The organism is Streptacidiphilus anmyonensis, from assembly GCF_000787855.1.
In the GTDB taxonomy this organism is placed as follows: Bacteria; Actinomycetota; Actinomycetes; order Streptomycetales; family Streptomycetaceae; genus Streptacidiphilus; species Streptacidiphilus anmyonensis.
Genome location: NZ_BBPQ01000029.1, coordinates 1 through 20757 on the forward strand (window position 1 = coordinate 1; position 20757 = coordinate 20757).

The window sequence follows — 20757 nt, forward strand, 5'->3', positions numbered from 1 at the left end:
GTAGTCACCGGCGTCCGGGCCGTGGCCCGGCGCGGCGGCTGCCGCGCTCGCCGCTCCGCGCGGGTCCGGGCCGCCGGCGCGGGCCGCGGAGAGGTCGATGCCGCACTCCTCGCAGTAGCGGTCGGACTCCGCCACCGGCTGGGCGCAGTTGGGGCAGGAAAGGGTCAGTTGGTCCATGCTTTCGCTCACACCCAGGTCCTCGGGCGCGTGCGGTTGGCCCGCTCGACCCATGCGATCCGTTGTTCGGGGCTCTCGGCCAGTCGGGCCAGCTTGCGGTAGGAGTCCTCCAGCGCGAACCGCAGCGCGCGCTCCTCCGAGGGGCTGCCGAGCAGGGTGAGGGGGGCCGCCGCGCCGGTGACGTCGGGGCGGCCGGCCAGCACCCAGCCGAGGGCCTTGCCGAGGACCTCGACCGACAGCTCCTCGCGGCGCCGCGCGTCCAGGCCGAGCCCGCCCAACTGTTGGGAGGCCGCGTCCAGGTCGAGCCGCAGCGGCTCCTGCGGCGCCCGCTCGCGCAGCCGCGCGCGCACCGAGGCGACGCGGGCCGCGACGTAGTGGGTGGACGCCTCGGGGACGGACTCCAGCGCGGCCACCGCGCCGGGCCGGTCGCCGGTGGCGAGCAGCACGCGGGCCAGGCCGAACGCCGCGCTGACGTACGACCGGTCGGTCGTCCACACCAGGCGGTAGAACTCCGCCGCGTCCTCGCGCTCGCCGAGCGCCTCCGCGCAGACGCCGAGCGCCAGCTTGGGCGCGGCCTCGCCGGGGAACGCGTCGTAGACCGCGTCGAAGGACTCCGCCGCCGAGCGCAGCGCCGCGCCGGACTCGGGGCCGCCCGGGACCCCGGACGCGGCGAGCGCCGCCAGGCCCCGGTACCAGACGACCCGCCAGTCGTCGGAGGCGTCCGTGCCCAGCTGCGTCAGCGCCTCCTGGACGGCGACCAGGTCGCCCTGCTCGATCAGCGCGCGCAGCCCGCGCAGCCGCAGCTCCACGGAGTTGACCGGCGCGGTGCCGAGCGCGGTCAGCACCTCGTCGGGCGAGGTGGCCATCAGCGAGGCGAGGAATCCGGCGTTCGGGTCGCCCGGGTCGATCCGCGGGACGGGCAGGGCCAGCGCCGCCGCCCGGGTGTCCAGCGGCAGCACCTTGGGGACGGTGACCGTGCCGTTCGGCACCGCGATGACGGGGTTGCCGGGCGAGGCCGCGGCGGCCTGCCGGCGGCGTCCGCCGCGCGTGGACGCGGGCGGCTCCTCCAGCTCGCCGTGGAGCAACTCGGTGTCGACCACCCGCAGTTCGGGGCCGAACAGGGTGGACAGCGCCGGGCGGGGCCGGGCGTCCTGAAGGGCCAGCACCTCGCGCAGCACGCCGGTCAGCTGCTCGGCCATCTCCTGCGCGGAGGAGAAGCGGCGGCCCGCGTCGGGGTCGGTCGCGCGGACCAGCAGCCGGTAGAAGGACTCGTACCGGTTGAAGACCTCGACCTCCTCCGGGCCGGGCAGCGAGTCCCGGTAGACCGTGGAGTAGCCCTGGAAGTCGAAGGTCATCACCGCGAGCGCGCGGGCCACGGTGTAGAGGTCGGAGGCGGGGGAGACGCCCTCGGTGGCGATCTCCGGGGCCTGGTAGCCGATGGTGCCGAAGATCGCGCCGTCGTCGTCCTGGCGGCGGACCGCGCCCATGTCGATGATCTTCAGCTGGTCCTCGGACTGGATCACGTTGTCCAGCTTGAAGTCGCAGTAGATCAGGCCGCGCTGGTGCAGGTAGCCGAGGGCCGGCAGGGCTTCGAGCGCGTAGGCGATGGCCTGCTCGACCGGCAGCGGCTCGCGCCGCCCGTCCGGCAGCCGGCGCTGGTCGGCGATGTCCTTCAGGGACTTGCCGCCGACGTAGTCCATGACGATGTAGCCGTCCCGGGTGCCCTTGCGCGGGTCCGGGTGCTCGACGAAGTTGATGATGCGGACGATGTTGGGGTGGTCGACCTCGGCCAGGTAGCGGCGCTCGGCGATGGCGACGGCCAGCGCCTCCTCGTCACCCGTGTCCAGCAGGCCCTTCAGCACGATCCACTTGTCGTTGACGCGCCGGTCGATGCCGAGGTAGATCCAGCCCAGACCGCCGTGGGCCAGGCAGCCGACCACCTCGTACTGGCCGCCGACCAGGTCGCCGGGGAAGAGCTTGGGCGTGAAGGAGTACGCGGTGCCGCACTTGGTGCAGAAGCCCTCGGAGCGGCCCGGCACGCCGTTCTTGGAACGGCCGACCGGCGCCTCGCACTTGCTGCAGTAGCGCTTGCGCTCGGCCACCTCGGGGTTGGCCAGCACCTTGGAGCGCGGATCCTCCTTCGGGATCGGCGGCACGGTCACCAGGCCCGCGCCGAGCGCGCCTCGCTGGCTGCGGCTGCCTCGGCTGCTGGTGCGCACCGAGACCGAGCCGCTGCGGCCCGTCCGCGAGGAGCGCGAACGCCCCGACATGGTCCGCGAGCTGCGGGAGGTGGAGGTGGAACGCGAGGTGGAGCCGCCGCCCGCGCCGTGCTGCGCCGGGATGGACGCGGCCGGGAGCGGGGCGAGGCCGCACTCGGTGCAGTAGCCGTCGGCGTCGATGACGCCGGTGCCGGTGCAGTCGGGGCGCGCGCACGGCGCGCCCGGTCCGCTGGGCGCGGAGCCCGACCCCTGCGCGCCGGACCCCTGCGACGCGCGCGTGCCCGAAGCCGGGCCGCCCGCCTGTCCGGTGCCGGTGCGCACCGCAGCCTGGAGCGGTGCGAGCCCGCACTCGGTGCAGTAGCCGTCCGCGTCGATGACACCCGTGCCGGTGCAGTCCGGCCGTGTGCACGGTACCGCGTTCATCCCCGCCATCCCCCTGCGGCCGATGCCGCAAAAGTCGTCAGTTGCTGTGCCTTGGTCGTGGCCTTGGTCGTGCGCTGTCTCATGATGCTTTCCCCCTGTCGGAGCTCAGGCACCGTAGGGGCGTCCGTCGACCGGGCCGGCGGCCTGTTGCTGCTGGACCGCGCGCAGGCCCTGCTGGTAGCGCAGGACGGCGTTGTCGGCCGCGCGCAGGTCACAGGGGGCGCTCCAGAGCATCCGCCGGGCCAGGTCGTAACGTTCGATCAGCTCCGGGTCCTCGGCGACGCCGAGTCGCGCCGCCATGGCTTTGTACGCGTCCAACCGCCCGCGCAGTTCCGCGCGGACCGCGAGCGGCGCGGTCACCGCGGTCAGCGACTCCCGGGCCCGCTCCAACTCCCGCTCGGACGCCGCCTCCAGGGTGTCCAGCAGCGGGCCGAGCTGCGACCACAGGCCGTGCCGGCGCAGCTGCTCCGCCTGGGCGAGCCGCTCGCGCATCGCGCTGGCCGGTCCGGGCACCGTCGGCACCTCGGTGGCCGCGATCTTCGCCAGCACCTCGCCGCGCGCCCGGCGGGCCTCGGCCAGGGTGGCGTCGGCGCGGGCCAGGGTCTCGCCGACGCGTTCCAGCCGCTCGTCGGCGTCGTCGCGCAGTCGCACCAGATCGGTCAGTTCGAGGCGGATGTCCTCCACCGCGCGCTCGGCGCGGTCGTAGCGAGCGGTCTCCACCGAGCCGCCCACGGGCGCGCGTCCGGGCGCGGACGCGCCGACGGGGCGCGGGGTCCAGAAGAGGAGCGGGTCGGTGACCACCTCGCCGCGCAGTGCGGCGAGTTCCTTGCCGAGCTCCTCCAGTGCGTCTCCGGCCGGGTGCTCGCCCGGCAGGACGCCGACGGAGCGGGCCAGCGCATGCACCCGGCCGAGCTCGGCCAGCAGCAGGTCGATCCGGGCCGGCAGCGCCGTCCAGACCGCGTCGGCCGCCGAGGCGACGTCCATGATCCGCGCGTACCACTCGTTCATCCGGTCGACGAGGTCGCGCAGGCTCACCTGCTCGCTCAGCCGCGCACCGCCGGTCAGCGAGGGCGCCGCGCCGGGCAGTTGGCTGCCGGGGACGGTCACGCCCTTGCCGCGCAGCAGCTCGGTGAGTTCGATCAGGTCGGACTGGGTGGGTCTGGTGCGCCGCGAGCGCACCGCGCGGGCGGCGGCCAGCGCTTCGGAGTAGGTGTCGAAGAGGTTCCACATCAGCTGGAGCCCCGGCTCGGCCGCGCTCCAGCGTTCGGCGGTGCGGCCGGTCAGCTGCGCGCCCTCCAGCAGGCGTCGGCCCGGGTGGTCCTGCAAGGCCAGCAGGGAGGATTCGACGGCCTCGCGCTCGTCGCCGAGCCCCTTGAGGGTACGGTCCACCTCCTCGCGGGTCATCACGGGACCGTACGGTCCGGTCAACGCCATTCTTGCTTGTCTCCCTGGTGGTCGTGCCGACGGTCAGACTGTCAGATCCGGGTCCGGGGAGGATCCCCGGGGGCGGACCTTGTTGCAACCTTGACGCGGTGGCGCGGTCAGCCCGTGTAGTGGGCGGCGGGCGGGGCGCTGTTCTGTCCGGTGATGGGCTTGATCCACTGTCCGTAGCTGCGCTGCCAGTCGCCGTCGGCGATGTAGGACTGCAGCACGGCGTTGATCCGCGCGACCAGGTCGCGGGAGCCGAGCTTGACCGCGACCGCGTAGTACTCGGTGTCCAGTGTGCCGGGCACGATCCGCAGCGACTTGTCCTGCGCGTTCAGACCGGCGGCGAGCGCGCCGTCGGTGATGGTCGCGTCAACCTGCCCGAGCTGCATCAGCACCAGGCAGTCCAGCTGGTTCTCGACCGCGACCTCCTGCGACTTGTAGGCGCTGGTCTGGAGCAGACCCTCGGCGGTGGAGCCCTTGGCGGTGCAGATCCGCTGACCCTTGATGCTCGCGTTCAGGCCGGTGACCTTCGAGTCCTTCGGCACCAGGATCTGCTGGCCGGTCTCGAAGTAGTCGGACGAGAAGGAGACCTGCTTCTCGCGGGCGCAGTTGTGGGTGAAGGTGCGCACCACGACGTCGACCAGGCCGCTCTGCAGTGCGGGGATGCGCTGGTCGGTGGGGACGGCGAGCAGGGTCACCTTGTTCGGGTCGCCCAGGATCGCCCCGGCGAGCGCGTGCACCAGGTCGATGTCGAAGCCCTGGATGCCACCGCTGTTGGGGTCGCGGAAGCCCCACAGGTAGCTGTTGGTGTCGATGCCGGCGACGAGCTTGCCGCGCGCGATGATGCGCTGCACGTCGAGCCCGCCGTCGGAGGTGCTCGGCGCGACGGTGGCGAGCGGGTCGCAGCTGTTGTCGTCGCCCGGCGCGCGGGCGATCCGGACCGCGGCCGGCTGCGTCGACGCGTCGCCGGTCTCCGCCGCGGAGCTGCCGGCGAAGGCGAAGCCTCCGAGCAGAAGGGCCGAGGTCACCGCCCACACGCCGGGGCGACGCAGCCATCTCAACGTTGTCATCACTGCTCTCCCCCTACCGGTACTCGGCCACACGCCGGTTGACGCCCGTCACCACGCCGGCCGCGGCGAGCACGGCCAGCACGCCCGCGCCGGGCGCGAGCAGGGAGGTGGCGCCGCGGCCGCTGTCGGCGAGGCTGGTGAACTGGCCCTGCTCGTGCGCGGCGGCCGTGTCCAGGCTGCCCTTGAGCGAGGTGAAGGCGGCGTCGATGGTGTTCGAACCGCTGCCGATGGTGTCGTTCACGGCGGCGCTGTAGTCGCCGTTCTGGTTGGCGTCGTGGGCGGTGTCGTGCCGGGACTGCCAGTTCTGGAACGAGGCGGTCGCGGCGCTGACGGCCTGATGGGCGGTGGCGTCCTCGGAGGTCATCGACCCGGCCTGGGCGAGGTAGCCGTCCTTGCCCGCCAGTTGGACGCTGTCGGTGGTCCAGGCGGTCTCGTAGGCGGTGGTCGAGCCGCGCGCCACCAGGTTGAGGTTCTCCGCCGCGCGGCACTTGAGCGCCTCGATCTCGGCCTGGTTCAGCATCTGCAGCGGCGCGGCGCCCTTGGTGTCGCTGTCCGCGAGGTAGGAGGAGGCGAGGGACTGACCGACCGCCAGCCACAGCAGGGCGACGGTCGCGCAGGCGGTGGCGAACACCATGCCCAGGTTGAACACCCGGTTGGTGCTGCGGAACAGCCGGATCTGCGCCCGCACCAGCACGACCAGCAGGATCACGCCGAGGCCGAGTGCGGCCCACGGAAGCGAGCGGGCGTCGGCGTAGTCGCTGTTCAGGCGGTCGGTCTCGGCCTGGTAGAGGCTCTGGGCCTCGTTCAGCATCTGGTTCTGCATCTGCCCGGAGGCGTACCGGAGGTAGGCGCCGCCCAGCGGGATGCCCTGCCGGTCGTCGGCCTTGGCGGTCTCGACCAGGCCCGCGTAGACCGGCAGTTCCGCGTTGAGCTTGGTGATCCACTGCTGGCCGGGGTCGTCCGAGCCGCTCTGCGCCGCCGCCTTGGTGAGCAGCTGCGAGGCGGTGGCGATGTCGTCGTTGTACTGCGTACGCACCGCCGCGGTCTCCTGGCCGGCCTGGAGGAAGCCGGTGGCGGCGGTGGTGTCCGCGTCGGCGAGCGAGCGGAAGATCTGCGCGGCGTCGTTGCTCAGCGGCTGGCTGTGGTTGACCACGTTGTCCGCCGCGGCGGAGCGCGAACTGACCTGCCAGACGGTCAGCACACCGAACAGCAGCGTGAGCAGGGCCAGCAGCACGGCGCCGGACTGGAGCCGCCGCGGTGGAGTGGCCGTCAGCCGGGCGGTCAGTCCGCCAGCCCCCGGCCCCCGGTCCTGCCGCCCGCGCTGCGATGGCATGGTCGATCGCGGCCCGGCCGGTTGTGTGGTCGCCGGTCGTGTCGTGGCCGGTGTCGCCATGCTGCGCGCCCCTTCCCCCGTCTCGTTTCGTCGGAAGAAGTATGGCCGCCCCTGAGGACGACTCACACCAAAGTTGCGTCGATCTTGAGGATTCGCGGCAGAGCTGTGACACAAACGGTGACCGGTCGTGTGCGGAATTGGCGGCGCGAATGTACACAACTTGCCGACATCTCCGACACTTCTCGTTCACCCTGTCCATGTCCGGCGTTCCTGGGTCCGATTCTGTGAATCCGCTTGGAACCTCGACCGTCTCCTTCGGCCGATCGCGACCAGTGCGGTCCAGTGCGGGAGATGGGGAACCGTGAGCGGAGCCAGATTCCTGATCGCGACCGGGACCGACCGGGAGAGCGGCAGCGGATCGCCCTGGTACGGGTGGCGCCTGCTGAGCGCCAACAACCGGGAGTTGGGGCGCGGTGCCACGTTCTTCCCGCGGCGCGAGGACTGCGAGGCGGCCGTGCTCCACCTGCGGGCCAACCTCGACCGCGCGGTGCCCGTGGTCCACGTGGTGCGACCCGACTCGCTGTGGCGCTGGCGCCTGGAGATCGACGGCACCGAGGCGGCCCGCTCCGGTCGCGCCTACCACCGGCTGCGCGAATGCCGCTACAGCCTGGCGCACTTCCACACCGGGGTGAGCCTGGCCGACGCCGCGCCGAACGCGCTGCCCGAGCAGCGCGCCTCCGTCCGCCGCAGCGGCAGCGGGCGCGCGCCGGGCGACCTCTCCCGGGCGGTGGCCCGATGAGCGCCCCCGCCGCCGGGGGTCGCCAGGCGGGTCCGGCGGGTCGTCAGGTCGGACGTCGGCCCGTCGCCCGTGCGGGGCTCTCCGACCAGGTCTTCCGCGGGGGACTGCGGGTCAGCGGCGGCGCGGTGCTGCTGGTGATGCTCGCCGTCGGCAGCTTCCTGGCCTACCAGGCCGCGCACGCCCTGCGGGTGGGCGGCTTCGCCTTCCTGACCACCCAGGGCTGGGAGCCGGACGCCGGGCGCGGCCACTTCGGCATCGCCGCCGTGCTGACCGGCACGGTCCTGATCGGCCTGCTCGCGGTGTCGCTGGCGCTGCCGATGGCGCTGTGCGCCGCGCTCTACATCTCCGAGTACGCGCCGCGCCGCCTGCGGCAGACGCTGATCGCCCTGGTGGACCTGATGGCCGCGGTGCCGAGCGTGGTCTACGGCCTGTGGGGCTTCTTCTTCCTGGAGCAGCGGATGACCGGCCTGGCCCGCTGGATCTCCACCTACTTCGGCTGGATCCCGCTGTTCAAGGTCGACGGCGCCGATCCCCACGACCCGCTCGCGCCCGTCGCCGCCTACACCTCCTCGACCTTCATCGCCGGCACCGTCGTCGCCTTCATGATCACGCCGATCATGTGCTCGGTCATGCGCGAGGTCTTCGGCCAGGCGCCGCAGGGCGAGCGCGAGGGCGCGTACGCGCTCGGCTCGACCCGCTGGGGCATGATCCGCTCCGTCGTGCTGCCCTACGGCCGCGGCGGGATCATCGGCGGCACCATGCTGGGCCTCGGCCGGGCCCTGGGCGAGACCATCACCGTCTACATGATCATCTCGATGGTCTTCGCGATCCAGCCGCACGTGCTGCAGAGCGGCACCAGCACCGTCTCCGCACTCATCGCCCTGCACTACGGCGACTCCTCGCCGTTCGGCGTCTCCGCGCTCATGGCCGCCGGACTCGCCCTGTTCCTGATGACCCTCGCGGTCAACTTCGCGGCCTCGGCCGTGGTCGCCCGCAGCCGCTCCGGAGCCGCCTCATGACCACCTCCGCGAACCCCGCCGCGTCGGCGACGTCCGCGACGTCCGAGATGTCTGCGACGTCCGCGACGCACGCGCCGGAGCAGACGCCGCCGCGCACCACCGTCGTGGTCCGCGCCCCGCTGCCGCCCGGCGCGCCGCGCCGGCAGCGCCGACGACCCGGCGCCGCCAAGCCCGCCGACCGCTACGCCGTCGTCGGCGCGCTCGCCGGATCCGTGGGGCTCACCACCCTGCTCTTCCGCTACCTGCTGCCGTTCGACGGCCCGCTGGGCTTCGTCGTCACCGCCTGGCTCTGCTTCCTCGGCCTCTACGCGCTGCTGGTCGCCCAGGAGGAGACCGGCCTCGCGGTCCGCGACCGCCTGGCGTCCGCGGTCGTGCACAGCGTGGCCGCGCTGGTGCTGGCGGCCTTGGTCCTGGTCGTCGGCTACGTCGCCGTCCGCAGCTGGGACGCGCTGCCGCACGGCAACTTCTACACGCAGGACATGTCCGAGGCCGACTCGCTCACCCCTCTCACCACGGGCGGCGTGCTGCACGCGGTGATCGGCTCGCTGGAGCAGATCGGCATCGCCCTGGTCATCACCGTCCCGCTGGGCATCGGCACGGCCGTCTTCCTGTCGGAGGTGCCCGGCGCGTTCAGCCGCTTCGTGCGCACCCTCACCGAGGCGATGACGGCACTGCCCTCGGTGCTGGCCGGCCTCTTCATCTACGCCGTCTTCGTGCTGGTCCTCGGCTGGGGCCGCAGCGGCTTCGCCGCGGGCTGCGCGCTCTCGGTGATGATGCTGCCGATCATCATCCGCGCGGCGGACGTGGTGCTGCGGCTGGTGCCCGCGTCCCTCAAGGAGGCCTCCTACGCGCTGGGCGCGAGCCGCCTGCGGACGGTGCTGACCGTGGTCCTGCCGACCGCCCGCTCCGGCCTGATGACCGCGGTCATCCTCGGCACCGCGCGCGGCATCGGCGAGACCTCGCCGGTCCTGCTGACCGCGGGCTACAACAAGGCGTTCAACGCGAACCCCTTCAACGGTCCGCAGGTCTCCCTGCCGTTGCTGGTGTTCACCCTGGTCCGGCTGCCCTCGCAGGCGCAGATCGCCCGCGGCTTCGGCGCGGCGATGGTGCTGCTGGTGCTGGTGATCGCGCTCTTCATCCTCGCCCGCGTCATCGGCGGCCGCCCGGCGGGCGTGCTGACCTCACGTCAGCAGCGGCGTCGCGCGGCGGCATCGTCGCGCCTGGCGCTCCGATTCCCGCACACGGTCCGTGGCAACCCCCAGGGGCGCGGGGCTCTGCTGATCAGCGGCTCCGCCGCGGGGCGCGGCGAGCCACCCACCCACGTAGAGCCGCGAACGCGCAGGGCCATCCGCATGTCAGCGGTTGCCCGCGCAGTTCCCCGCGCCGCTGAGGCGAGTGCGACTTCCCCTGCGCCCACAACCTCCCCCTCCGACAGAAGGGATGCCGGCGTGCGTCGCCGACTCCTCGCGCTGCTGCGCGTCGCCGCGGCGCTCACCGCGCTCTCCCTGCTGGCGATCTGGTGCGCGGCCCCGCGCGCCCTCGCCAGCGACTACGTGCCGATCTCCGGCGCCGGCTCCACCTGGAGCAGCAACGCGATGGACGCCTGGGCGACCAACGTCAAGCAGTACGGCATGCAGATCAACTTCGATGCCAGCGGCTCCTCCGACGGACGTGCGAAGTTCAAGAACGGCGCGGTGGACTTCGCCGTCTCCGAGATCCCGTACGGCATCACCGACCAGGGCGTCTACGAGGCCCCGCCGCCGCGCAAGTTCGCCTACATGCCGATCGTCGCCGGCGGCACCGCCTTCATGTACAACCTGAAGATCAACGGACGCCGGGTCACCAACCTGCGCCTTTCCGGCGACACCATCGCCGGCATCTTCACCGGCACCATCACCAAGTGGAACGACCCGGCGATCGCCGCCGACAACCCGCAGCTCACGCTGCCCGCCCGGACGATCGTGCCGGTCGTGCGCTCCGACGGGTCCGGCACCACGGCGCAGTTGACCACCTGGATGAGCCAGACCAGCGAGGCGTCCAAGTGGAACGCCTACTGCGTCAAGGCGGGCCGCAGCTCGCCGTGCGGGATCACCTCCTTCTACCCGGTCGTCCCCGGCACCCCGTTCCAGGCGCTGAGCGGCTCGCAGGGCGTCTCCGGCTTCGTCGCGCAGGACCAGAACGAGGGCTCGATCACCTACGTCGAGTACTCCTACGCGCTCAACACCGGCTTCCCGGTGGCCAAGATGCTGAACGCCTCGCACTACTACGTCGAGCCGACCGCCCCGGCCGTCGCGGTCGGGCTGACCTCGGCGCAGATCAACTCCGACCTCACGCAGAAGCTGGGCGGCGTCTACAACAGCGCGGATCCGCGGGCCTACCCGCTGTCCAGCTACAGCTACATGATCCTGCCGACCGCCGTGGAGAGCGGGTTCAACACCGACAAGGGCCGCACGCTCGGCGCGTTCGCCTACTACTTCCTGTGCCAGGGACAGCAGCAGGCTCCGGCGCTCGGCTACTCGCCGCTGCCGATCAACCTGGTGCAGGCCGGACTGACCCAGATCCGGCGGGTGCCGGGGGTGCAGGCGCAGAACATCACCATCAAGAACTGCAACAACCCGACGTTCTCCTCGGACGGCACCAACACGCTGGCCAAGACCGCGCCGTACCCGCCCGCCTGCGACAAGCAGGGCCCGACCCAGTGCAGCACCGGGACCGGTGGCGCGGGGGGCAGCGGGGGAGCGGGGTCCGGCGGCGGATCCGGTGGTTCCGGCGGTGCGGGCGGCGGCAGCGGGGTGGCCTCGGGCGGTGCCGGCACTGCGGGCGCGACGGGTGCGAGCGCCGCGACGGGGGGCACGGGCTCCTCGGCCGTCGCCCTCGATCCCGGTCTGGTCGGCGGAGCGAGCGGCGGCGCGGCCTCGGGCGGCGTGCCGGTGAACGCGGACCCGGTCGCCATCAGCGCGGACGACGGAAGCGACCTGCAGCGCGTGCTGATGGTCCTGGCGGCCGTGCTGCTGGCCTCGGTCGTCGTGCTGCCGCCGATGATCGCCCGCCGGATGGCCCGCAAGAAGGGTGGCTGGTGATGTTCCGCCGTCGACTCGAACGACTGACCAGGGGCGCTGTCGGCGCCCCGGCGAAGCCGAAGCCCCGTTCGCGGGCCGCTTCACGGGCGTTGCGCACCACCGTGGTCTGCGCGGTGCTGGCGGCGGTCGCCGCGGGCGTGGTCACCTCCGCGCCGCAGGGCGGGGCCGACCGCACCGCCACCTCGCTGCCGACCGGCGGCCCCTCGGTCCAGGTGGACCCGGTCACCGGCAAGCCGGTGCCGGTCGGCTCCACCGCGGGCGGCGCCGGAGCGACCTCCGGCGGCACGGCGGGCGGCACGGCGGGCGGCACGGCCACGGGCGGCACGGCCGTCGCCGGGACGCAGTTGACCACCGTCGGCAGCAGTGACCCGCACGTGCCCGGCACGCCGACGCTGGTGAGCCCGGCCGCCACCGGGTCCGCCGTGAGCGTGCACGGGACCGGTCCCTTCTCGGGACTGACGGTGACGGTGCATCAGACCACCAACCTGACCGACCAGGTGGTCAAGGTCGACTGGACCGGCGGCAAGCCGACCCAGCCCAACCCCTCCAGCTTCGCCCAGGACTACCTGGAGCTGATGCAGTGCTGGGGCGACGCGGCCACCGGCCCGGACCGCACCCAGTGCCAGTACGGCGGTCTGCGCGGCGACAGCCGCGGCGGCGCGTACGTCTCCACCCGTCAGCTCAACTACGGCTCGCTGGTCGACCCGCTGGAGACGATCAAGCAGACCCAGCCCAACGTCAACGTCTACACGCCCTTCCACGCCGTCAACGGCGTCGTCGAGACGACCGCGGGCAGCCAGTTCTTCGACGTGGAGTCCACCAACGAGGTGCCCTTCGCGCCGACGCGGGCGGACGGCACCGGCCAGGTCTACTTCGAGACGCAGACCGGTATGGAGGCGCCCGGCCTCGGCTGCGGCCAGACGCCCGACAACCTGAAGGTGCCGCCGAAGGAGGGCCGCGAGTGCTGGCTGGTCGTCGTCCCGCGCGGTGAGACCGAGGTCGACGGCAAGCCCCCGGTCGGCAACTCCGGTCAGCTCCAGTCCTCTCCGCTGTCGGCGAGCAACTGGCGCTACCGCATGGTGGTGCCGCTGCACTTCACCCCGCTCGGCCTCAACTGCCCCATCGGCAGCCACGAGCGGCTCACCTACGGCACCGAGATGGCGCAGGAGGCCGTCACCAGCTGGCAGCCGGTGCTGTGCCGGCAGACCACGTCCATCTTCGGCTACACCAAGCTCGACGACGACCTCGCGCGCGGCAAGCTCGTCAACGACGCCGACCCCGGCATGGTGTACGTCGCCGACCCGGTGCCCACCGACCAGCTCCCCGCCGGACGCACGCCCGTCTACGCGCCGGTGGCCCTGTCCGGCGTCACCGTCGCCTTCGACGTCCAGAGCCAGTCCTACACCAGCGCCCCGGCCGACGTGCGCAAACTCGAGGGCCAGCGCATGCACACGCTCAACCTGACGCCGCGGCTGGTCGCCAAACTGCTCACCCAGTCGTACCGCTACGCCGTCGGCTACGACGCCACCGACGTCGCGAACAACCCGCTGGACCTCACCACCGACCCCGACTTCCTGGCCCTGAACCCGGACTTCAAGCCGCTCGCCTTCCTCTCCCGGATCCCCGACATCCTCGTGCCGCTCGGCCAGTCCGACGCCGCCCGACACCTGTGGGAGTGGGTCGAGGCCGACCCGGACGCCCGGGACTTCCTGGCCGGCAAGAAGGACCCGTGGGGGATGACGGTCAACCCCAACTACACCGCCGACAAGCTGAGCCTGCCGCGCGACGACTTCCCCAAGAGCGACCCGTACTGCGAGACCTTCCCGAACAGCCCCAACAACCAGCCGCCGCTGTGCACCCTGGACGCCCACCCCTACGCGGTCGGCATGCACGACGCCGCCCGGTCGGCGGCCCGCGGCGACCGGCTCGCGAAGACCATCTGGGACGCCACGGCCACCCCGCCGCAGCTGAAGAAGGGCCCGCCGGAGCCGCAGGGCCAGATCGGCATCCTCGCCGTCACCGACACTGCGACCGCGGCCCGCTACGGCCTCGACACGGCCAACCTGATGAACGGCGCCGGCCAGTTCGTCGCACCGACGGCCGCCTCCATGCTCGCGGCGCAGCAGGCCATGACCCCGGTCGGCGCCACCGGTGTGAGCCTGCTGCCGCCGGACAGCAAGGCCAAGGACGCCTACCCGCTGACCATCGTCAGCTACGCCGCCACCGTGCCGTCGCTGCTGACCAAGGACGAGGGGGCCGCCTACGCCTCCCTGCTCCGCTTCGCGGTCGGCTCCGGGCAGACGCCCGGCGTCGAGCCGGGCCAACTGGTCAACGGCTACGTGCCGCTGCCGCAGACCCTGCGCACCGAGGCGCTGTCCGTCGCCAAGACCGTCGTCGCCGACTCCGGGCCGCACGGCGGCCCCTCCGGCGGCACCACGACCGGCGGCAGCACCGGCAGCCTCGGCGGGGGCGGCACCAGCGGCGGCGACGGCAGCGGTGCGGGGGCCTCGGGGACGTCGGGGGGCGTCTCCGGCGGCCAGTCGGGCGGGTCGCGCGGCACCCCGACCCTCGCACCCAGCTCGCCCGCCGTCCAGAACGTCGCCCGCACCGCCGCCACACCCGTGGGCGCCGCCCAGTACCTGTTCCTGGTCCTGCTGCTGGTCGCCCTCGTGGCGGCCGGGGCCGGACCGCTGCTGGCCCGCTACCTGCGGCGGCCCCGGAGCTGACCGGACCTCGGCTCGGCCCGACGTCCGCGCGAGCGACGCCGTCCGTGACGGCGTCCGCTCCGACCGCCGCACCGATCACGACCCGTGCTCCGCCCGACGGCCGGAACCCTCCGGCCGTCCACGCACCACCGTCCGAAAGGGAACCGTTCCATGACCGGCAAGTTCAGGCTCCTCGCCGCCGCCGCTGGTGTCGCCCTCCTGGCCGTCGGCGCCGGGACCGCCCACGCCGACCCGGTGGGCTCGCCCACCTACCGTCAGCTCGCTGGCGTCGGCTCCGACACCACGCAGGGCGTCATGAACGCGATGGCGGGCGCGATCACCATCAACGGCACCAAGGTGATCGGCTCCTACGACGCGACCGGCTCGGCCACCGTCGCCACCCAGTCCGGCTCCGCCTGCCAGGCCATCGCCCGCCCGAACGGCTCCGGCGCGGGCCGCACCGCGCTGCTCAACTCGCTGGGCGCGGCCGACGGCTGCCTCCAGTTCTCCCGCTCCTCCAGCCTCAACCTGGCCCCGGCCACCCCCGGCCTGACCTACGTCCCCTTCGCGGTCGACGCGGTCACCTACGCCATCACCCCGACCAGCTCGCTGCCGCGCACGATGACCCTGGCCGACCTGCACGCCATCTACACCTGTGACCCCAACTACGTGGGCACCGGCCCGAACTACACGATCCACCCGCTGCTGCCGCAGGCCGGCTCGGGTACCCGCTCCTTCTGGGAGACCACCGTCGGCATCTCCGACACCGACGTCGTCAACCACGCCTACCCGTGCATCAGCGACACCAAGAACGGCAAGCCGATCGAGGAGCACGACGGCCGCGTCCTGGACGACAACTCCATCGCGCCGTTCTCCATCGCCCAGTACATCGCCCAGGGCGCCGGCACCCTGGCCGACCTGCGCGGCTCGGCGCTGCTCGGCAGCATCAACGGCACCCCGTCGCTGCTGCTCAACACCGGCGCCGCGGCCACCCGCGAGGTCTACAACGTCATCCCGAGCACCAACGTCGGCACCGCGCCGTGGAGCACGGTCTTCGTCGGCTCCAACTCCCTGGTCTGCCAGCAGAGCTCGATCATCAAGACCTACGGCTTCGGCATCGACCCGAACTGCGGCGACACCTCCAAGGTCACGGGCTGACCGCCCACTCCCACGTCCACACACGCAGACCGACGAAGACGAAGGCGAGTACTCCTGTGTCGACCCTCCGTATCTCCCGCCGCGTGGCGCTGGCGACGGCCACGCTGCTGGCCTCCGGCGCGACCACGATGATCGGCGCGACCGCCGCGCACGCCGACACCCAGCTGGGCACGATGACCGCGACGCCGGCCACCGGCGCCGACAACGACGCGATGAGCTTCACCACCTCCGGCGCCTGCACCGGCGGCGGCACCAACCTGATCATGTCGGTCTCCGGGCAGGGCTTCCCGGCCACCGGCACCCAGGTGGTCGGCAACTCCCCGATCTCGACGTACCAGCAGACCGCCGCCGGCGGCTACGTGGTGCCGCTGTCCAACACCATGCGCTACTTCGCCCAGCAGGCCGGCATCACCGCCCTGTCCGGCGAGTACGACTTCACCCTCACCTGCCGCAACGCGTTCGGCGCCAGCACCTTCGGCGACTACGTGGGCAAGATCTACTTCACCAGCCCGACCTCGTACACCTCCAGCAACCAGACGGCCACCACGACCACCCTCGCGGTCACCCCGGCGAACTCCGCCACCGCCGGCAGCGCCGTCACCCTGACCGCGACCGTCTCCCCGGCCGCGGCCGGCACCGTCCAGTTCATGGACGGCACCACGGCGATCGGCAGCCCGGTCACCGTCGCCAACGGCACCGCGACGCTGACCACCTCCGCGCTCACCCAGGGCGCCCACCAGCTGTCCGCCGCGTTCACCTCCTCGGACCCGAACTTCGGCAGCTCCACCTCGACGGCGACCTCCTACACCGTCAGCCCCCCGAGCGCGCAGGCCACCACGACGGCCCTGGCCGTCGCCCCCGGCACCTCCTCGCCGGCCGGCACCTCGGTCACGCTGACCGCCACGGTCGACCCGTCCTCCGCGGCGGGCACGATCACCTTCACCGACGGCGGCACCGCGATCGGGAGCCCCGTCGCGGTCAGCAACGGCACCGCCACGCTCACCACCTCCACCCTGCCCCAGGGCGACCACCAGCTCGCGGCCGCCTTCACCCCGACCGACGCGACCAAGTTCGCGGCGTCCACCTCGGCGTCGGTCACCTACACCGTCAGCGCCCCGACCGGTGGCGGCGGTGGCGGCACGGGCGGCGGCACCGGCGGCACCGCGACCGGCACCGAGAACATCACCACCACCGTCGCCCCCGGCGCGCTGGTGCTGAGCGTCGCGGGCAGCACCGTCGCCCTGCCGCCGCTCACGCTGAACTCGGCCAGCACCCTGTTCGCGACGGCCGGTCCGATCCAGACCGTCACCGTCACCGACACCCGCGCCGGCGCGCCCGGCTGGTCGCTGAGCGGCCAGGTCGCCGACTTCTCCGACGGCGGCGACACCATCAACGGCGAGAACCTCGGCTGGATCCCGCGCCTGGTCAACAAGGTCGACGGGCTCAACGTCACCCTCGGCGGTGCGGTGGCCCCGGCCAACGGCGTCGCCGCGGGCGACTCCGGCGCGCTCGGCCTGAAGTCCTCGCGGACCCTGGCCACCGCGACCGGCCTCGGCACCGCCCAGCTGGGCGCCGACCTGTCCCTGGTCGCGCCCACCTCCACCAAGGCCGGCACGTACACCGCGGTGCTCACGCTCACCGCGATGTGACCACCGCCCCACCGCACCACCCGACCGTGATGTGACGACCCGTCGCCGACCCGTCGTCGGCGGACCGTCGCTGATGGCAGTCCCTGCCGCACCGCGCCTCCCTGTCCTGGCGCGGTGCGGCAGGACCGCCTGCCCAGTCACCCCGTGCCCGTGCAAAGGACCCCTGCCATGACCCGCCCCCCGTCGTCGAGAGCGCGGCACGCGCTCCTCGCGCTCACCGCGCTGCTCACGACCGCCTTGGCCGTGCTCGCGCCGGCGGCGTCCGCCGCCGTGCCCCGCCTGGCTCCCGTCACGGCTCCGGCTCCGGCTGCCGCTCCCGCCGCGCAGCAGCAGACCTTCGGCATCCAGCCGGCCTCGGCCTCCGGCCCCGACCAGCGCGCGGCGCTCACCTACGCGGCCACCCCGGGGGCGCAGCTCAAGGACCACGTCGCGGTCTACAACTACGGCGACGACCCGCTGACCCTCTCCCTCTACGCGGCGGACGCCTTCAACACCGGCAGCGGCGGCTACGACGTGCTGCCCGCCTCCGGGCACTCCACGGACGTCGGCGCATGGGTCCACCTCGCCACCGGCACGGTCACGCTCCCGCCGCGCACCCGGCAGATCATCCCGCTCACCCTGGCGGTCCCCGCGAACGCCGCCCCCGGTGACCACTCCGGCGGCATCGTGCTGGCGCTGCGCCGCCACGAGGTCGACGCCAAGGGCAACGACATCGCCGTCGACCAGCGCGTCGGGACCCGCATCCACCTGCGCGTCCCTGGCGCGCTGCGGCCGCAGCTGGTGGTCCAGTCGGTCTCGGTGCGGTACCGCGGCACGCTCAACCCCTTCGGCACCGGCACCACCACGGTCACCTACACCGTCCACAACGCGGGCAACATCCGCCTCAGCGGCCGCCAAGCGGTCCGCGTCCGCAACGCGGTCGGCGCGGTCACCACGGCGAGCGGCCCCGGCGCGCTGACGGAGCTGCTGCCCGGCAACAGCGTGACCTACACGGTCCAGATCCACGGCGTCTTCCCGACGCTGTGGTCCACGGCCTCCATCACCGTCGACCCGCTCGCCGTCCCCGGCGACACCGACCCGGCGCTCGCGTCGGCCACCAGCGACAACCTCTACGCGACCGTCCCGTGGACCCTCGTCGCCCTGGTCCTGCCGCTGCTGGCCCTCGCCGTCAGCCTCTTCCTCCGCCGCCGGCGCAAGCGCCCCGGCAGCACCCCTGGCAGCACCTCTGGCCCCGGCCCTGCCTACCCGCCGGGCAATCCGGCCGAGCCCACGGCCCCGACGGGATCCACCGAGCCCACCGCGCCAACGGCCCCGACCGGCCCGGCCGGCCCGACCGAGCCCGCGGCGCCCGTTCCGGTCCCGGTCCCTGTCCCGGTCCCGGTCCCGGTTCCTGCGTCGGGCGCGCCGGGAGCGTCCGGTGCGACCTCGGGGGAGTCGGCGACGCACGGGGTGCCCGGCCCAGCGGCCGTTCCCGTGCTGCCCCTGCCGGCGGCGGGAGTTGAGCCCGCGTCCCACCCCGCGGAGGCGGCCGACGTGCCAAGCCAGGTGACCGCTCCGGCTGAGCCGGAGAACACCTCCCCTGCCGCGCCGACCGACGCCGAGGCTGGAGCCGCTCCCGCCGGTGTCGCCGTCGCCACGCGCAGCGCTCGCGGTCGCGCGGCGGCGCGGCTGGGCGCGGTCGTGTTCGCCGTCGTCGGCGCTCTCGGCACGGCGCTGCTCGGCGGTGCCTCCGCGGCCGTGGCCGACGGGGCGTCCGCCACGCCGAGCGCCCTGCCGAGCGCGAGCGCAGGCGCCTCGGCCGACAGCGCGCCGGGGACGCTGTTCTTCGACTACGCCTCGGGCCATGACGACGACCCGATCGACCTCGCGACCTCCGGCCGCTGCCCGAACCAGGGCGACTGGCTGAGCGCCACCATCTCCGGACCGGGCTTCCCCTCCGGCGGAGCCTCCGCCCTCGGGCTCTCCGCCGCGTCGATCTACCCGGCCGCGTCCACCGGCGGCTACGTCGTTCCGCTCGACCAGACGCTGCGCAGCATCGCCCGCCAGAACGGGGTCGGCTCGCTGCACGGGTCCTACCGGGTGGACGTCTACTGCCGGGGCCGCTTCCAGCCCGCCCACCTGCGCGACTTCGTCGGCACGCTGACCTTCGCCACGCCCGGCGCGTGGACGGCCGACCACTCCACGCCGGTGGCCATGCCCGAGAGCACGGAGCCGGTCATGACCGCGAAGCCGATGCCCGCGCCGGCCGCGACCTCCGGCCACGGCGGCGGCACGTCGCTGCCCTCCGTGCTGGCGATGGTCGCGGGCGCGCTGCTCCTCGTCGGCCTCGCCTTCTCCGCCCTGCGCCGCCGACGGGCCCACGTCCTGACCGAACGGAAGGCCAACCACGTGGGGAAGAAGACCGCCGCCCCGGAAACGCCCGCGCCCGAGCCCGCGGCCGGGGTTCCCGCTGAGCCCGTGCCCGTGGCTGAGCCCGCAGCCGGGGTTCCCGCTGAGCCCGAGCCCGGGGCAGTGCCCGAGCGCGTGGCTGATCCCGAGCCCGTCGCCGGGGTTCCCGCCGAGCCCGTGCCCGTGGCCGAACCCGAGCCCGTGGCCGGGGTCCCTGCCGCGCTCACGCCCGTGCCCGCCGCCTGGGTTCCCGGCGCGCCCGAGCGGGTCGCCGCAGATCCCGCCGAGGCCGAGCTCGCCGGTGAGGCGAAGGCGGTGCGGGCATGACGCTGACCGCGACCCCACCGCCAGTGCCCCCGGCGCCCGCTCCGGTCCCGGCCGCCGCCCCGGCGACGCCGCCGACGCCGCCGGGCGTGAGGCCGCGGCGGGGCCTGGACGCCGCGGGGGCCTACGGCGCCACCCTGATGATCCTGTCCGCGCTCCTCTTCGGCTTGCTGCTCGACGTCGGCCCCATCGGCGACATCCGGCACGCGCGCGACCGCGCGACCGGCTACGCCGCCCTGCGGCTCGCGCTGGCGCAGGGCACCGCGCCGGTCGGCCAGACCGACGAGAACGGCAAGCTGCTCGCGCTCGGCACGCCCGTCGCCCTGCTCACCATCCCCGAGCTCGGCATGCGCGAGGTGGTGCGCGAGGGCACCACCTCCGGCGTGCTGGAGCTGGGCCCGGGCCACCGCCGCGACACCCCGCTGCCCGGCCAGGCCGGGACGAGCGTGCTGATGGCCCGCGAGTCGGGCTTCGGCGGGCCCTTCGGCCAGCTGGACCAGCTCCGGCCGGACGAGACCTTCGTCCTGACGACCGGTCAGGGCAAGCAGACCTACCGGGTGCTCGACGTGCGCCGCGCCGGGGACCCTGTGCCGCCCGCGCTGGCGGCGGGGAAGGGGCGGCTGGTCCTGGTGACCGCCACTGGTCCGGCCTTCGCGCCGGACGGCGTGCTCCAGGTCGACGCGGACTTGATCAGCAAGGTGCGCCCGGCACCGGCCCGTCCGCTGGCGGCCCAGCAGTTGGCCCCGGCGGAGCTGCCGATGCACGGTGACGCCGCCGCCTGGGTGCCGCTCGTGCTCTGGGGTGAGGGGCTGCTGCTCGCCGCGGTGGGGGTCACCCTGGCCCGCCTCCGCTGGGGCCGCTGGCAGGCGTGGGCGGTCGGCGTGCCGGTGCTCGGCGCGCTCGGCCTGTGCGTGGCCGACCAGGTCGCCCGGCTTCTGCCCAACCTCATCTGAGTCCGAGTCTGACCTCCGTACGCGAGCAAGAG

13 protein-coding genes are annotated in these 20757 nt (G+C 73.6%); 8 read left to right on the forward strand and 5 right to left on the reverse strand.

Features of this window, described 5'->3' with window-relative positions:
• From TR50_RS45735 to TR50_RS23295, 5 genes are all read right to left on the reverse strand, one after another.
• On the reverse strand, window positions 1–189 hold a 189-nt coding region (locus TR50_RS45735), incomplete at its 3' end, for a zinc ribbon domain-containing protein (protein ID WP_269084808.1).
• Entirely contained in the window at window positions 186–2819 is a 2634-nt protein-coding gene (locus tag TR50_RS23280; RefSeq protein WP_152648580.1) for a serine/threonine-protein kinase, read from the reverse strand. The genes TR50_RS45735 and TR50_RS23280, both read right to left, overlap by 4 nt.
• Window positions 2820–2924: 105 nt before the next feature.
• The gene (locus TR50_RS23285) at window positions 2925–4253 is read right to left on the reverse strand and encodes a hypothetical protein (RefSeq protein ID WP_042425152.1); all 1329 of its coding nucleotides are present in this window, start codon (window positions 4251–4253) and stop codon (window positions 2925–2927) included.
• Window positions 4254–4360: 107 nt separating this feature from the next.
• On the reverse strand, window positions 4361–5317 hold the full coding sequence (locus TR50_RS23290) for a glutamate ABC transporter substrate-binding protein (protein ID WP_084700825.1): 957 nt from the start codon (window positions 5315–5317) through the stop codon (window positions 4361–4363).
• A gap of 13 nt (window positions 5318–5330) precedes the next feature.
• Window positions 5331–6650, reverse strand: coding sequence for a GlnX family signal transduction membrane protein (locus TR50_RS23295; RefSeq protein WP_236654555.1), 1320 nt, complete (start codon window positions 6648–6650; stop codon window positions 5331–5333).
• Between the two features lie 361 nt (window positions 6651–7011).
• Here TR50_RS23295 and TR50_RS23300 point away from each other — a divergent pair, with 361 nt between their 5' ends.
• From TR50_RS23300 to TR50_RS23340, 8 genes are all read left to right on the forward strand, one after another.
• Window positions 7012–7449: a hypothetical protein gene (locus tag TR50_RS23300; protein WP_042425160.1), complete on the forward strand. Its 438-nt coding sequence runs from the start codon at window positions 7012–7014 to the stop codon at window positions 7447–7449.
• Window positions 7446–8468, forward strand: a complete 1023-nt coding sequence (gene pstC, locus TR50_RS23305; protein WP_042425163.1) for a phosphate ABC transporter permease subunit PstC — start codon at window positions 7446–7448, stop codon at window positions 8466–8468. The genes TR50_RS23300 and pstC overlap by 4 nt, the downstream gene beginning before the upstream one ends.
• Window positions 8465–11548: a phosphate ABC transporter permease PstA gene (gene pstA, locus TR50_RS48195; protein ID WP_201776862.1), complete on the forward strand. Its 3084-nt coding sequence runs from the start codon at window positions 8465–8467 to the stop codon at window positions 11546–11548. Before pstC ends, pstA begins: the two co-directional genes overlap by 4 nt.
• On the forward strand, window positions 11548–14274 hold the full coding sequence (locus TR50_RS23320; protein ID WP_160311167.1) for a hypothetical protein: 2727 nt from the start codon (window positions 11548–11550) through the stop codon (window positions 14272–14274). The genes pstA and TR50_RS23320 overlap by 1 nt, the downstream gene beginning before the upstream one ends.
• Window positions 14275–14424: 150 nt before the next feature.
• The gene (locus tag TR50_RS23325) at window positions 14425–15411 is read left to right on the forward strand and encodes a substrate-binding domain-containing protein (RefSeq protein ID WP_042425166.1); all 987 of its coding nucleotides are present in this window, start codon (window positions 14425–14427) and stop codon (window positions 15409–15411) included.
• A 56-nt stretch (window positions 15412–15467) separates the two neighbouring features.
• The gene (locus TR50_RS23330) at window positions 15468–17060 is read left to right on the forward strand and encodes an Ig-like domain-containing protein (RefSeq protein ID WP_052441258.1); all 1593 of its coding nucleotides are present in this window, start codon (window positions 15468–15470) and stop codon (window positions 17058–17060) included.
• 168 nt (window positions 17061–17228) lie between these two features.
• Window positions 17229–19775 carry a hypothetical protein gene (locus TR50_RS45740; RefSeq protein WP_052441259.1) on the forward strand — a complete coding sequence of 849 codons (2547 nt, stop codon included), beginning with the start codon at window positions 17229–17231 and terminating at the stop codon, window positions 19773–19775.
• Window positions 19772–20725 carry a sortase gene (locus TR50_RS23340; RefSeq protein ID WP_042425169.1) on the forward strand — a complete coding sequence of 318 codons (954 nt, stop codon included), beginning with the start codon at window positions 19772–19774 and terminating at the stop codon, window positions 20723–20725. Before TR50_RS45740 ends, TR50_RS23340 begins: the two co-directional genes overlap by 4 nt.
• The last annotated feature ends 32 nt before the right edge of the window (window positions 20726–20757 follow it).

Coding starts and splice junctions, on each gene's coding strand:
- pstA (WP_201776862.1), top strand. CDS start 8,465: ATGACCACCTCCGCGAACCCCGCCGCGTCGGCGACGTCCGCGACGTCC.
- TR50_RS23295 (WP_236654555.1), bottom strand. CDS start 6,650: ATGCCATCGCAGCGCGGGCGGCAGGACCGGGGGCCGGGGGCTGGCGGA.
- pstC (WP_042425163.1), top strand. CDS start 7,446: ATGAGCGCCCCCGCCGCCGGGGGTCGCCAGGCGGGTCCGGCGGGTCGT.
- TR50_RS23325 (WP_042425166.1), top strand. CDS start 14,425: ATGACCGGCAAGTTCAGGCTCCTCGCCGCCGCCGCTGGTGTCGCCCTC.
- TR50_RS23290 (WP_084700825.1), bottom strand. CDS start 5,317: ATGACAACGTTGAGATGGCTGCGTCGCCCCGGCGTGTGGGCGGTGACC.
- TR50_RS23340 (WP_042425169.1), top strand. CDS start 19,772: ATGACGCTGACCGCGACCCCACCGCCAGTGCCCCCGGCGCCCGCTCCG.
- TR50_RS23285 (WP_042425152.1), bottom strand. CDS start 4,253: ATGGCGTTGACCGGACCGTACGGTCCCGTGATGACCCGCGAGGAGGTG.
- TR50_RS23320 (WP_160311167.1), top strand. CDS start 11,548: ATGTTCCGCCGTCGACTCGAACGACTGACCAGGGGCGCTGTCGGCGCC.
- TR50_RS23280 (WP_152648580.1), bottom strand. CDS start 2,819: ATGAACGCGGTACCGTGCACACGGCCGGACTGCACCGGCACGGGTGTC.
- TR50_RS45740 (WP_052441259.1), top strand. CDS start 17,229: ATGACCCGCCCCCCGTCGTCGAGAGCGCGGCACGCGCTCCTCGCGCTC.